Below are 13,238 nucleotides of genomic sequence, written 5' to 3' on the forward strand. Positions count from 1 at the left end.
TTTAAACTTCTGAGTCTCTGTATTTACAAGCATTGAAAAAAATAATAGCAAAACCAATTGCCTGTTTTGTGAGATTAGCTTCACCCAATACTTACCATACAACGTTACGCTACCTAGAATTCGGACCCAGCACTCATGTCAGCGCAGCGATATAATGCCCAACCCTAGTCATTATTTTTCAGCCCCATTATGTTCACACCACCTGTCGCCAGTACACAACCCGATTACGCTCTGCTCGCCCGTCAGGTCAGCAGTATCCTTGAAGGAGAGACCGATCTTACGGCGAATGCCGCGCAATTTTCTGCGCTGGTGTATGACACGATTGCGGATCTGAACTGGGCCGGTTTTTATCTGGTTAAACCGGCGAAAAGTAGTTCCGGTAATACGCAGCAGGAATTATTAGTTGGTCCGTTTCAGGGTAAAGTTGCCTGCGCCCGTATCCCATTCAGCAAAGGTGTCTGCGGTGCATCGGCATCACAACGCCGAACTATTCTGGTGCCGGACGTGCATGCGTTCCCTGGTCATATCGCGTGCGACTCAGCATCAAATGCCGAGATCGTGATCCCTGTGATAAAAAATGGCGAACTGTATGGTGTGTTTGATATCGATAGCCCAAGCCTGAATCGGTTTAATGAAGAAGATCAGGCGGGCTTAGAGGCAATGGTTGCGGCCTTTGTCGCTGCGACAGATTTCACCTAATCGTTTTGCAAAAAAAACAAAAAAGCACCAGTGAATGCCGGTGCTTTTTTTACGCCTCAAATTTTGTTAAAACTGAGTTACTGAGTTACTGAAATTATTCGAATAAGCTCGAATTGTAATGATTAAGCACGGGACTTTCTTGCCTCTTCTTCATATAATTCTTTTTTAGATAATTTACCGACCGGTGTCTTTGGCAAATCTGCACGGATGTCCATTGCCTGCAACATCTCATGCTTGCCCAGTTTGTCTTTCAAGAACTCTTTTAACTCTTCCAGCGTAAAGCCTGCAGCGCCGGCTTTGAGCTTGATAAAAGCTTTCGGTGACTGGCCGCGATACTCATCGGGAACACCGATCACGCTGACTTCGGCTACTGATGGATGTTCATATACCGCCTCTTCGATATTGCGTGGATAGACGTTGTAACCGCCGCACAAAATCATGTCTTTCGTACGATCAACGATGTACACAAAACCTTCAGCATCCATGTAGCCGACATCACCAGTACGGAAAAATCCATCCGCCGTAAATGACTCGGCAGTGGCCTCCGGCTTCTTCCAGTATCCTTTCATGATATTCGCTCCGGCGACGCAAATTTCTCCACGCTCACCTATAGCGACATATTTGCGTGCGTCATCAACGCTAGCAAATTTAAACGTAATACCCGGGGTCGGCAATCCGCACGATCCAGGCTTACGCGGGCTCATGATCGATGTAAACGTACCGGTCGGCGAGGTCTCAGTCATTCCCCAGCCTTCAAGCAAAGTACAGCCGGTGATGCTCTGAAATTGTTGCAGGACTTCCGCAGGCAAAGGTGCACCGCCGGAGTTGCAGAATTTTAGCGAACTCAGATCATGATTTTTGATATCGGGATAATGGATGATCGCGGTGTACATCGTTGGCACACCTGGGAATACGGTAATCTTTTTCGATGACAAATCTTTGACTACGGCATCGACATCAAAACGCGTATGCAAAACGATCTCGGCGCCCAGTCGTATTCCAAATAACATATCTACCGTGAGGGCATAGATATGGAATAGCGGCAGCACAGCAAGCAGGCGCTCTGCCCCCTCTGTCAATACGGGCGGATCGACATTCAGTGTCTCCATGATCTGACTGACCGCGGTGGTCAGGTTGCCATGCGTGAGCATCGCACCTTTTGGCAAACCCGTGGTACCACCGGTGTATTGCAAGACCGCGACCGTTTCTTTGGGATCTGTCGCAGAGATTGTCTGATACTGTCCGTCGTTCGCCAGTAGCTGCGCGAAAGGCACGTGCAAGACGTCTGCCGGAATGGCGCATAGCTGCCGCGCCTTGTCGAGACTGGCGCGCACTGCATCTGGGTAAGGCGACATTTCGGCAATGTTACCGATGATGAGTTTTTGCAAGCGCGTATGACCAAGCATTTTCGCCATCTGCGGATACAGCATTACCATATCTAGCGTGACGAGCATATCGGTTTCGCTATCGGCGATCTTGTGCTCGAGGACTTTTTCAGCATCGAGAGGCGAATAATTGACGACCGTACCACCCGCTTTGAGGATCGCAAAAAAACTGATTACATAGTGCGGGGTGTTAGGCAAGAACAGACCAACATGAACGCCGGGCTTCACACCGATCTGCTGAAATCCTTTGGTCGCCTGATTAACCAGGGCATGCAATTCACGATACGTCGTTTTCTTGCCCATGAATTCCAGCGCAACATGATCCGGCCATTTGGCGAAAGCCTCATCGAGCAATTGCGGTACCGGCATGATGGGCAACTCCGCATCCCAACGTACACCAGCGGGGTAAGATTGTATCCAGGGAAAATCACTCATATTGTCTCTCTCACTCGGTTGGAAATGAAATATATTGCGGGTAGTGAATTACTATACTCCCACCTGTATTTTTTAAGTGCCTAATTAAAACCTGCGGTATATACCCTATTTTTAGGCATACTCCCTTTTAAATTTATATTTAGTGACACAAAGACCAAGGTCATATTGCCGTCAGCCCTCCATCCACCGCCAGCTGATGTCCCGTCACAAATGATGATAAATCAGAACACAGCCACAGCGCTGCATTGGCGATTTCTTCGGCTTCGCCAATGCGGCCAATCGGATGAATACTCTTGATGGTTTTTTCGCGGCGAGGCTCGCGCTCAAGCGCATGTGTCAGCATCGGCGTACGGATCACACCGGGACAAACGGAGTTGACGCGAATACCGGCTCGACCGTATTCCGCCGCCGCAGTTTTGGTGAGGCCAACTACCGCATGTTTGCTTGCAGCATAGATAGGCTGCAAGGGTGCGCCGACCAGACCTGCGACTGAGGCGGTATTGACGATATTGCCACCGCCTTGTTTCAGCATCTGGGCAATCTCATACTTCATGCATAACCAGACACCTTTGACGTTCACATTCATGATTTTGTCAAAGGTCGCCTCGTCCGAACCAGCGAGTGGCAAATGCTCAATCTCGATCCCGGCATTATTGAATGCGCAGTCAAGCCGTCCGTAAGCATCGACAATTCCGTTGATCAGTGCCTCTACTTCGGCGGCGTTCGCGATATCCGTTTTGACAAAACGTACCGCACCACCTGCTTGCGCGATCATCGCCTGCGTCTCTTCAGCACCAGCCACATCAATATCAGCAATCGTCAGGCGGGCACCGGCTCTGGCAAATGCCAGGGCCGCAGCGCGACCAATACCGCTGGCCGCGCCCGTGACCAATACGGATTTTTCTTTAAATGTCATGTCTGTCATTGCTGCGTTCCCGTTGAATTAATTTACAGTCCTATGATGCGAAAATCCCCGGCAGCCTTCAACGTCGAATTTAAAGCTACCGGGGTGAAGAACAGCGATGCTGATTAGTGTGCGCTGATCTTATATTTTTTTAATTCCATTTTGCCGATCTGGTTACGATGAACTTCGTCAGGGCCATCCGCCAGACGCAAGGTGCGCGCCTGCGCATAGGCATAAGCAACTCCGAAATCATTCGAGACCCCGCCACCGCCATGCGCCTGGATCGCCCAGTCAATGACGGTACAGGCCATATTCGGTGCAGCGACTTTGATCATCGCGATTTCTTTCGCGGCAGCTTTGTTACCCACGGTGTCCATCATCTGCGCAGCGTTCAGAACCAGCAAGCGGGCCTGATCAATCAGGATGCGGCTATTGGCGATACGCTCCAGCGTGACCCCCTGCTCTGCTACCGGCTTACCGAAAGCAACGCGCTGCAACGAGCGATTACACATATCTTCAAGCGCGCGCTCTGCCAAGCCGATCAGACGCATGCAGTGATGAATACGGCCGGGACCAAGACGACCTTGGGCGATTTCAAAACCGCGTCCTTCACCCAACAAAATATTCGATACCGGCACACGCACATTGTCAAAAACGACCTCGCCGTGACCATGCGGCGCATCGTCATAGCCAAAGACGGGCAAGGCGCGCAAAATCGTTACGCCCTTGGTGTCACGCGGTACGATGATCATCGATTGCTGCTTATGGCGATCGGCATTATCCGGATCGCTCTTACCCATGAAGATAAAAACTTTACAGCGCGGATCATTGGCACCGGACGACCACCACTTACGCCCATTGATGACATAATCGTCACCCTCACGCACAATCGATGCTTCGATATTCGTGGCATCTGATGAGGCCACCGCAGGCTCGGTCATCGCGAAGCAAGAGCGAATCTCGCCATTCAGTAAAGGTTTCAGCCATGTTTCTTGATGTTCCGGCGTGCCGTAGCGGGCAAAGACTTCCATGTTGCCGGTATCCGGTGCAGCACAGTTGAAGACTTCTGCGGACCACAGAGAACGACCCATGATTTCGCACAACGGCGCATACTCAAGATTGGTCAGACCCGCGCCGTGGCTGGATTCGGGCAAGAACAAGTTCCACAAATCGGCTGCACGCGCCTTGGCTTTCAGTTGCTCGACAATCTTCGTCGGAATCCAGGGATTGCCGGCTTTACGGTTCGCTTCGATCTCACCATAGAAGGTGGCTTCATTTGGATAAATATGTTCATCCATGAAGGCGATTAGACGCGCTTGCAGCGCTTTTACTTTTGGGCTGTATTGGAAATCCATGCTGTGTCCTTGCTAAAAAATGGGAGCGTCGTTTGTCTTACAAAAATGAGCTAATCAGCTAATCAGCTGATCAGGTAACCACCATCAACGTTAATACAGGCGCCAGTGGTATAGCTTGCGGCCTGCGACGCGAGATACAGGACAGTGCCCGCCATCTCGCTAGGTTCGGCAATCCGTTTCATCGGAATACGGCTTAAGGCTTTTTCCAGAATCACCGGATTGTGAAATAAAGCAGAGGCAAATTTAGTATCGGTTGCGCCAGGTAATAAGGCATTGGCACGGACACCCATGGGGGCACATTCCAGCGCAAACGATTTAGTCATGGCGATAACTGCAGCCTTGGTGATGGAATAGATACCTTGCATTGCCCCAGGAATCACGCCGTTGACAGAAGCAACGTTGACGATGCTGCCACCACCATTTTTTGCCATCAATTTGACACCGGCGGATGACATGAAGAAGTAGCCGCGGATATTCACATCCACCGTTTTTTGAAAGGCACCGGCATCGGTCTCCGTGATGTGACCAAAGTAAGGATTGGTTGCGGCATTGTTGACCAGAATATCGAGTCGTCCGTGCGCAGCCTCGATATCGGCAAACAAGGCGTCGATCTGCGCCATCTCACCGATGTGGCAGGCACGTGCTTCCGCCTTGCCACCAGCAGCTTTGATGGCGGCGACAACCGTCTCACAGGCATCGGCCTTGCGACTAGACACAATCACGGTGGCGCCATGCGCTGCCAGCGTTTTTGCCACTTCTTCACCAATGCCGCGACTGGCACCGGTGACGAGCGCGACTTTGCCGCTCAGATCAAATAGATCAACCACATCAGTCGAATTTGCCATGCGCCAGCTCCTATACGTAGGTAATATGTTTGGGGAGATTTAATTGTTCAAGATGAGAAAAATTATTCAGGTAAGCAAGCGCCAGTTTGGCGGGCTTACCTTCCGATGGCGGCTGTAAGTGAAGACGTGTCACAGCACTGTTTACCAGCGACCAGTTCAGTTCAGAAAACTTCGCGTCGGGAAAACCCAGCACATGCTGACAAATGGCAGAGATCGTGCCACCCGAGGTAAATATCACGATGTTTTTTGCAGTATCAGGATGGTGAATCTGACGCTCTAATGCAGTAATGCAACGCAGGCGAAAAGCCATCCAGGTTTCTGAATATTCGTGATCAAACTGCCCTGACATCCAGCGCGTAATCGCTTGTGCAAAAATATCTTGAAACGCCTGCTTGCCATTTGGGGTCGTAAGCAGGAACCGTTTTACCTCAGCCGGATCATCGAAGGCGGGCACATGTTTGGCCAATACTTCATGATGGTTGTACTCGTTAAAGTCGGGGTCACACTCCCAGTCTGCGACATTGAGCCTGTCTTCGGTTATGCCCTGCAAGCAAGCGATCGCCGTACGCGCAGTCTGTACATGACGGTGCAATTTACCTGTGACTACCCGCGATACTGCCAGATCGCGTGCTGCCCACCAGCGCCCCAGATGCTGCGCCTGCTCCTTGCCCAACTCAGATAGCTGATCATAATTTTGCTTACCGAAGGACGCCTGTCCATGCCGAACCAGATAAATTTGTGCCATTGCGACGACCCTTCAGTTTGCAGAGCGAATTCAGAATGAGTCGAGTGTAAGGCTCAGGATATAATTGATCAAATAAATAGTTATTATCAAGTTAAATTAATTTCATGCATATTTCAAAAGTCGATCTGAATCTGTTCACGGTATTTGAGGCTATCTATACCGAGGGCAGCGTGACCCGCGCAAGCCAGAAGCTGTTTCTGACGCAACCAGCGATCAGTCACGCACTGAACAGGCTGCGCGTCATCTTTGAAGACCCCCTATTCACCCGCCAAGGGCATGCCATGGTTTCTACACCATTGGCACGCAGCATCATAGAACCCGTAAGACAAGCGTTACGCGGTTTGGAAGTTACTCTGGCGGATGCAGGCAAGTTCGACGCGATGCTGGCGAACAAGCAATTCAATCTGGCTTTGCGTGACGTTTTGGAATCAACGGTACTACCGCCTTTACTCAAGAACATCACGGAGCAAGCGCCACAGGTCAGCCTTGCGGCGATTCAGGTCGAGCGCCGCGAACTCGTCAGCGAACTTGCCGCAGGGAGCATTGATCTGGCGATTGATATGTTATTACCCTTACCGAATGAAATCCGCCGTCAAAAAATAGTGCAAGACACCACCGTCGTCATCGCACGCAAAGACCATCCAGCAATTAAAAAAGGCAAGTTAGACCTAGATACTTATTTGCAAGCAGAGCATGTACTCGCCAGTTCAAGACGGAAGGGTATGGGATTGGAAGATTTTGAATTGAGCCGCCTCGGCTTGCAAAGACGCATACGGCTGCGCTGCCAGCACTATTTTGCGGCTTGTCGTGTCGCCAGTCAGACAGATCTGTTGCTCACCATGCCGGAAGGCTACGCACGGATTGCGAATCAACAGTTTGACAATCAGATTTTGTCGTTTCCATTACCAATGCCGTCCTGGGATGTGTATTTGTATTGGCATGAGAACGTAGAAAACGATCCAGCTAATCGCTGGCTGCGCGAGCAAGTCACCGCAGGGTTTTTGACAAAAACCAAATAAGATTTACGCAAACTCTATTTGATTTTTCTTGGAGAAATCTCAGAAAATTATTTCGTCGACTTATTCGGGTCTGAATCAACTTGCGGGTCAGGCAATAAACACGCGTCGACAATTTGCAAATCATTATCTTTTGCAAAACTAAGAACGAAGTGGTAGGCCAGCGGTTCAATCTCACGCAAGGCCTCATTCACGACAACAGAGCGCACACCATTCAACAAAATAGGACGTACAAACGGCGAGTAAATCAGGTGCGAGTTTCTCCCTGCATCAGGGCGAAAACAGGACATGGCACCGCACAGGCGCTCAGCCCAATCGCTGGGACGAAACTGTTTTCCATCACTGGTAACTCCTTGGATGAAAAATTCGCGTATCGGTGATGAAGTGTTTTTGATGGAATCGGCCATGTGATCGGCTTGCTCTGAACCTAAGAAGACAACCTGGCATCCATTGTAGGTCGGTAAACCTTGCGCCAAGCTTTCAAATAACCTGAGTATTATATCTTATAGAAGACTTGATTCAAAAACTGATCGCAGATAAACCCGTTTTGATGCATGCGAAGAAATGTTACCCACTAACTATAGTGTATTTACGAACTTAGTAAAGCTTACTGGCAGAATGACTCGGTAAAACAGTAACAAAACTACGGGTCGAACTGTTCAATAAGAAAAAGGCTTGCCGGAATACGCAAGCCTTTTTTATCGCCTTGACACAGATGCAAACTCTCGCGTCAAGCATCCTCAGAGGAAAGGTCCGAAGCACTCATTTCAGTTTTGAACAGCGCTGCATCCCGGACATTTTTTTGCACCGCTACGGCCGCAAACAAACTCAGTACGTAGGACATCGCGTAAAAACCTTTTTCGCTCAGGACAATCGTTGCATTCCACAAACCCACAGCAAGTAAAAGCAAGGCGGCACCAACCGATAACCAGCACAATCCAAAGTACAGCCCCGTCACTGGAATACCTTCCTGTTTGTCACGCACGGATTTTTGTAAAGAAATCGCAGAGAACAGTCCATATAAAATGAGGGTGAAGTAATAACCTTTTTCATTCAGCTGCATAGTCGCATTCCACAGACCAATTGAATAAGTAAGGGCACCGATAAACAGGGCAAGCCAGGACGCACCGATAAATGCGCCGGATGGGGCGCTTTGTTTTAGTTTCAATTGATTTCCTTCAGTCTTTTTTGCAATGCTGCAATAAGTAAATTAAATATATCTTACCTGCGTGAAAAGGGACGCACGGCAAATTTATAACCAAACCGCAAAGGAGAGCAATAACAACAGCAGCATCCACAACAATAATGCCCGCCAGACCAGCCCGACGGCACTTTGCAATGATCTTGGTGAAGCTTCCGCACCTGGCTGGCTTTCGATATCCAGACTGTCAACATCCACGGCACTGGCATCAGCGCTCAATACCATCGCTTTTGCTTCAGGTTCGCCAAGACGTACCCCCAAGGCGCCACCACCCGCCGACAGAATGATGCCTACCAGTTCATCTGACCAGCGGTCAGCATAATTACGCCATGAGTACACTGCGTCCTCAAAATTACCTACGACAGCAAATGCAATCGCCGTAAGATGCGCCGGGATCCAGTCTATCCAATAAAAAATTTTCGTTGCATATTGCCCGAACTCTTCGTTCTTCATATGTTCTGGCTCATTCCAGGCTCGTGCCAGGTACTCGGCAACACGGTACATTACGGCACAAGCTGGCCCAACCGGCATCAGAAACCAAAAAAATACACCGAATACATTACGGTGAGTCGCGATCAGTGAGCGCTCAACCGCGATCCTGGAAATTTCAGAGATATCCATGCCGGACGTATCGAGATGCGTCCATTCGGCGAGATGTGCTTTAGCCGCATCTTCGTCACCGGAGCTCAGTGCCAGCTGGATGGAGGTGAAATAATGGCTGTAGCGTCGGAAACCGAGAGTCAGATAAACGATCAGCACATTCCATGCAAGCGCTGCAAATGGATTGATACGCAAACACAACCAATAGATCAATGCCGTAGGTAAAGTCAGTGCGATAACGAGTATCCACCATCCCATGCGACCGTGTTTGGCCTTACCTGCGTTACACCACGACTCGATCTTTTCTGCCAGATTTTGTACCTGTAAATAAATCGGATTGTCGACCCGCAAAGGTTTCAATTGTTCGATCAGGAGCGCACAAAGTATGGAAATGAATGTCATGGTGAGATAGTTTAAATCGTTTCCAGCTTGAAATGGATTTGTTAATGCGGCAAGTGTAAACTGATTTAGCTGGTTTATGAAGCCCAGCATTATTGCGAGCCTAAGCGCTTACTGCCTTATGCCCGCAAAAAATGAAATAAGTTACGTAACATGCCTGCCGTTGCTCCCCAGATAAAGTGCTCACCGTAGGGCATCGCATAGAAAGTTCTCTGACCTTTTCCGTCAGGCAAATCAATTATGCGGCGCTGATGATGGCATCCATCCATTAAAAAAGACAAGGGCACTTCGAATAATGAGGCGACCTCAAAAGGATCTGTTTTTAAATCAAACGGAGGCTGCACTAATGACACAACCGGTGTGACCTGATAACCAGTACCAGTCTTATAATCGGGCAATACGCCAAGAACATTTACGTGCCTGCGGTGCAGGCCAATTTCTTCCTCAGTCTCGCGCAAGGCAGTCTCGATCGCTGACCGATCGCTATCCTCAAACCTGCCACCGGGAAAACTTATTTGCCCCGCGTGATCATTCAAATGGGCCGCCCGGTGGGTCAGCAACAGAGTTAAGCCCGTGTCGCGCAACACAAGGGGCATCAATACTGAAGCAGGTTTAAAGCTGCGAATCGTCGAGAGCAAATGCTCATCAGTTGTTTCCGGAGTCCAAACTCCCGGCTGTGCAAAACGCTGTTTTAGCCATGCTGAGGATAAATGGGATTCTGGTACGGCATCCTCTCCCGCAACAGAGTGCACAGGCAATTCCTCTGGATTGAACTTCAATTTCACACCGACTTCCTTAATTAAACTACTCGGGGCTTTTAGTGATGAGCTAATATTTATTTCATTTCAAAATGCAAAAAAGGGACGCCGAGGCATCCCTTTTTTGCAACGCATGACAAACAATATTACTCTGCTTTCGCAGCTGCTGTCTTACGTGTTGGCAATTTCTCTTTAATACGAGCAGATTTGCCTGAACGTTCACGCAAATAGTACAACTTAGCGCGACGTACATCACCGCGACGTTTAACTTCGATCGAAGCGATCAGCGGAGAATACAATTGGAATGTACGCTCAACGCCTTCACCAGATGAAATTTTACGAACGATGAAGTTTGAATTCAAACCACGGTTACGACGGGAGATGACAACACCTTCGTAAGCCTGTGCACGCTTACGAGTGCCTTCAACTACGTTGACGTTAACAACTACTGTATCGCCAGGAGCGAATACAGGGATATTTTTGCCGAGGCGTGCAATTTCTTCTGCCTCTAATTTTTGGATCAGATCCATTTTTTACTCCTGATACCATCTTGCTGACGCTATACCTGCTGTGCTCAGTAGAGGATGGGGTTAAACAAGCAGGTCAATACCTGCACTTAAAGTCAGATCCTAGGAAATGACTGAACTACAAACTACTCAAAAACTTCTCGTCAGCCTTGCTCAGCAAACCTGCATCACGCGCCTGAATAATCAGGTCGGGGCGTTTGCGCAGGCTCGCTTCCAACGATTGTTCACGACGCCATTTTTCAATGTCAGCATGATTTCCCCCCATCAAGACGGCAGGAACTGGAATTTCTTCAAATACATCCGGTCTGGTGTAATGCGGGCAATCAAGGAGGCCATTTACAAAACTATCCTGTACGGCAGAATCATCATCATGCAAAACCCCTGGCAATTGCCTGATGACGGCATCCATCAACGCCATCGCTGGAATCTCACCACCAGATAATACAAAATCGCCTAGACTAACTTCCTCGTCTACATACTGATTAAGCAAACGCTGATCAACCGCTTCGTACCGGCCACAGAGTAAAACAACACCATCCAGTTGCGATAACTCCATCACACGTCGATGCGTCAAAAGACGTCCCTGCGGTGACAGATAAATTACTTTGGAAGCAGCATTATTTCCGGACTGTACCTGACGCTGTTTTGCTGCATCAATTGCTAACTGCAGAGGTTTAGCCAGCATCACCATACCAGGACCCCCACCATAAGGCCGGTCATCCACGGTACGATGTCTATCTGTTGTGAAGTCACGGGGATTCCACAGAGATATAGCACACTTTCCCTGTTCAAAAGCACGACGAGTGACGCCGGACTTGGTCAGCGCAGCAAACATTTCAGGAAACAATGTAATGACATCAAACTGCATATCGCATGCCTTTCGATCTCAGAAAACTATTTCTCATTGCAGCACGCTTAATAATCCAAGCCCCAGTCGACGATAATTTTGGCGCTCTTCAGATCAACCTCTTTGATAAAGCTGTCTACGAAGGGAATCAACCGTTCCGATTTAGCCAAATCAGCCTCAGAGACGTTAGCTGCTGCAACCCGTAAAATAGGATGAGCACCATTATCCATCAAGTCTCTGACCTGACCTAAGTCTTCACCTTGCAAGTTGTGCACTGATGCGCCAATCAGATCCACCCAGTAGAACTCTCCATCCGGTAAGACTGGGAAATGACTACGGGGAATCTTAACAATTGTGCCCTTGAGCGCTTCCGCTGCATTTCTGTCAGCGACGCCTATTAGTCTCGCAACAACATCCTCGCCGTGAATCTTGGACTCCATGCGATCAACATCGTGCAATTCAGGCCATATTTTCGCATTCTCCAGCCACCATGTTTTGGCGCTGAGCAACGCATCGGCATCATTGGAGTAAGGGTGCACTCTTACCCAACCATGAATGCCGTATGCCCCCGAGACGTAGCCCACTAGGACTAAATCTTCAGGAACATGCACTCCAACTGATATCACTTGCTAACAATCAGGCAGCAATTAAGCTGCAGCTTTGCCAGATTGCGCTACCAGACGAGCAACTGCTGGTGACAATTGTGCACCAACGCCTTGCCAGTAAGCCAGACGATCTGCTGCAACACGTACTGTCTCAGCATTACCATTTGCGATCGGATTGTAAAAACCGATGCGCTCGATGAAACGACCATCACGACGATTGCGTGAATCTGTTGCAACGATATTGTAGAAAGGGCGCTTTTTTGCGCCACCACGAGCTAAACGAATAACGACCATAATATTTCCAAAAAATGTCTAAACGCGGAAAAAGCCGCAAATTATAGCCTGCTTCGAGATCAAACCGCAAGCACTATCCAAGATTCAGTCGTGTTTTACCGACGATGTCCGGGCGACTAACCCAGCCGAGATTTGAGAATAAGCCAGCAGGGGGCATCGTCTTGCTCTAGAATCACGCATTACTTTGCAGAACACCTATGAATACCATCCATAAAAACAAAACCATCACTACCCTGCTTGCCGCAACACTCGGAAGCGCGGGTCTGCACCGCTTCTATTTAAAAGGCAAGCAAGACATTTGGGGCTGGCTACACTTAGCAACACTACCATTGTCATGGCTGCTTGGTCATTTCTTTTTCGGCTCGCCACTACTTGTGACTGCAAGTCCATTTATCTTGTCATTTTTAATTGCTATGCTAGAAGCATTAGTACTTGGACTGACAGCCGATGAGAAATGGGATCAGCAATATAATGCGCAATCCGGGCAAACCAGTGAATCTTCATGGCCTTTAGCACTGATTTTAGTATTAAGTCTTGGGGTAGGAGCTTTTGCATTAATCGCCACAATTGCACGCGCTTTTGACCTGTTATATACGGGTGGCTCTTTCGGCTGACATAAGAAA

At 48.9% G+C, this 13,238-nt stretch carries 16 protein-coding genes; 3 read left to right on the top strand and 13 right to left on the bottom strand.

Features of this window, described 5'->3' with window-relative positions; all coding sequences use genetic code 11:
* The first annotated feature begins 189 nt into the window (after positions 1-189).
* Positions 190-699, top strand: coding sequence for a GAF domain-containing protein (locus ACO0K3_RS04015; RefSeq protein WP_422982137.1), 510 nt, complete (start codon positions 190-192; stop codon positions 697-699).
* 122 nt (positions 700-821) lie between these two features.
* Here the strand turns inward: ACO0K3_RS04015 and ACO0K3_RS04020 are convergent, their stop codons facing one another.
* From ACO0K3_RS04020 to ACO0K3_RS04040, 5 genes are all read right to left on the bottom strand, one after another.
* On the bottom strand, positions 822-2,519 hold the full coding sequence (locus ACO0K3_RS04020; protein WP_422982139.1) for a long-chain-fatty-acid--CoA ligase: 1,698 nt from the start codon (positions 2,517-2,519) through the stop codon (positions 822-824).
* Positions 2,520-2,679: 160 nt separating this feature from the next.
* Positions 2,680-3,444 carry an SDR family oxidoreductase gene (locus ACO0K3_RS04025; RefSeq protein ID WP_422982141.1) on the bottom strand — a complete coding sequence of 255 codons (765 nt, stop codon included), beginning with the start codon at positions 3,442-3,444 and terminating at the stop codon, positions 2,680-2,682.
* Positions 3,445-3,548: 104 nt separating this feature from the next.
* A complete protein-coding gene (locus ACO0K3_RS04030) occupies positions 3,549-4,778 on the bottom strand; it encodes an acyl-CoA dehydrogenase (RefSeq protein ID WP_422982143.1) in 1,230 nt (409 codons plus the stop codon).
* 62 nt (positions 4,779-4,840) lie between these two features.
* The gene (locus tag ACO0K3_RS04035; protein ID WP_422982145.1) at positions 4,841-5,623 is read right to left on the bottom strand and encodes an SDR family oxidoreductase; all 783 of its coding nucleotides are present in this window, start codon (positions 5,621-5,623) and stop codon (positions 4,841-4,843) included.
* Positions 5,624-5,633: 10 nt separating this feature from the next.
* Complete coding sequence (locus ACO0K3_RS04040; protein WP_422982147.1) at positions 5,634-6,368, bottom strand: histidine phosphatase family protein; 735 nt, start codon at positions 6,366-6,368, stop codon at positions 5,634-5,636.
* A gap of 104 nt (positions 6,369-6,472) precedes the next feature.
* On the opposite strand from ACO0K3_RS04040, the gene ACO0K3_RS04045 reads away from it, so the two are divergent.
* Positions 6,473-7,387: a LysR family transcriptional regulator gene (locus tag ACO0K3_RS04045; protein ID WP_422982149.1), complete on the top strand. Its 915-nt coding sequence runs from the start codon at positions 6,473-6,475 to the stop codon at positions 7,385-7,387.
* Between the two features lie 47 nt (positions 7,388-7,434).
* On the opposite strand, the gene ACO0K3_RS04050 is transcribed toward ACO0K3_RS04045, so the two are convergent.
* The 8 genes from ACO0K3_RS04050 to rpsP all read right to left on the bottom strand — a co-directional run bounded on the left by ACO0K3_RS04050 (position 7,435) and on the right by rpsP (position 12,615).
* The gene (locus tag ACO0K3_RS04050) at positions 7,435-7,791 is read right to left on the bottom strand and encodes a DUF3579 domain-containing protein (protein ID WP_422982151.1); all 357 of its coding nucleotides are present in this window, start codon (positions 7,789-7,791) and stop codon (positions 7,435-7,437) included.
* A gap of 323 nt (positions 7,792-8,114) precedes the next feature.
* The gene (gene yiaA, locus ACO0K3_RS04055; protein ID WP_422982153.1) at positions 8,115-8,552 is read right to left on the bottom strand and encodes an inner membrane protein YiaA; all 438 of its coding nucleotides are present in this window, start codon (positions 8,550-8,552) and stop codon (positions 8,115-8,117) included.
* Between the two features lie 84 nt (positions 8,553-8,636).
* Entirely contained in the window at positions 8,637-9,587 is a 951-nt protein-coding gene (locus tag ACO0K3_RS04060) for a CobD/CbiB family protein (RefSeq protein ID WP_422982155.1), read from the bottom strand.
* Between the two features lie 116 nt (positions 9,588-9,703).
* Positions 9,704-10,369 carry a CoA pyrophosphatase gene (locus tag ACO0K3_RS04065; RefSeq protein ID WP_422982157.1) on the bottom strand — a complete coding sequence of 222 codons (666 nt, stop codon included), beginning with the start codon at positions 10,367-10,369 and terminating at the stop codon, positions 9,704-9,706.
* A gap of 119 nt (positions 10,370-10,488) precedes the next feature.
* Positions 10,489-10,872 carry a 50S ribosomal protein L19 gene (gene rplS, locus ACO0K3_RS04070; RefSeq protein WP_422957791.1) on the bottom strand — a complete coding sequence of 128 codons (384 nt, stop codon included), beginning with the start codon at positions 10,870-10,872 and terminating at the stop codon, positions 10,489-10,491.
* 115 nt (positions 10,873-10,987) lie between these two features.
* On the bottom strand, positions 10,988-11,737 hold the full coding sequence (trmD, locus tag ACO0K3_RS04075; protein ID WP_422982159.1) for a tRNA (guanosine(37)-N1)-methyltransferase TrmD: 750 nt from the start codon (positions 11,735-11,737) through the stop codon (positions 10,988-10,990).
* A 47-nt stretch (positions 11,738-11,784) separates the two neighbouring features.
* On the bottom strand, positions 11,785-12,327 hold the full coding sequence (gene rimM, locus ACO0K3_RS04080; RefSeq protein WP_422982161.1) for a ribosome maturation factor RimM: 543 nt from the start codon (positions 12,325-12,327) through the stop codon (positions 11,785-11,787).
* 36 nt (positions 12,328-12,363) lie between these two features.
* Complete coding sequence (gene rpsP / locus ACO0K3_RS04085; RefSeq protein WP_262838614.1) at positions 12,364-12,615, bottom strand: 30S ribosomal protein S16; 252 nt, start codon at positions 12,613-12,615, stop codon at positions 12,364-12,366.
* A gap of 197 nt (positions 12,616-12,812) precedes the next feature.
* Between rpsP and ACO0K3_RS04090 the strand changes: the two genes are divergently transcribed.
* Positions 12,813-13,229, top strand: a complete 417-nt coding sequence (locus ACO0K3_RS04090) for an NINE protein (protein WP_422982163.1) — start codon at positions 12,813-12,815, stop codon at positions 13,227-13,229.
* Positions 13,230-13,238: the final 9 nt, after the last annotated feature.

It is taken from the genome of Undibacterium sp. Rencai35W, assembly GCF_049340185.1.
Classification (GTDB): domain Bacteria; phylum Pseudomonadota; class Gammaproteobacteria; order Burkholderiales; family Burkholderiaceae_D; genus Undibacterium.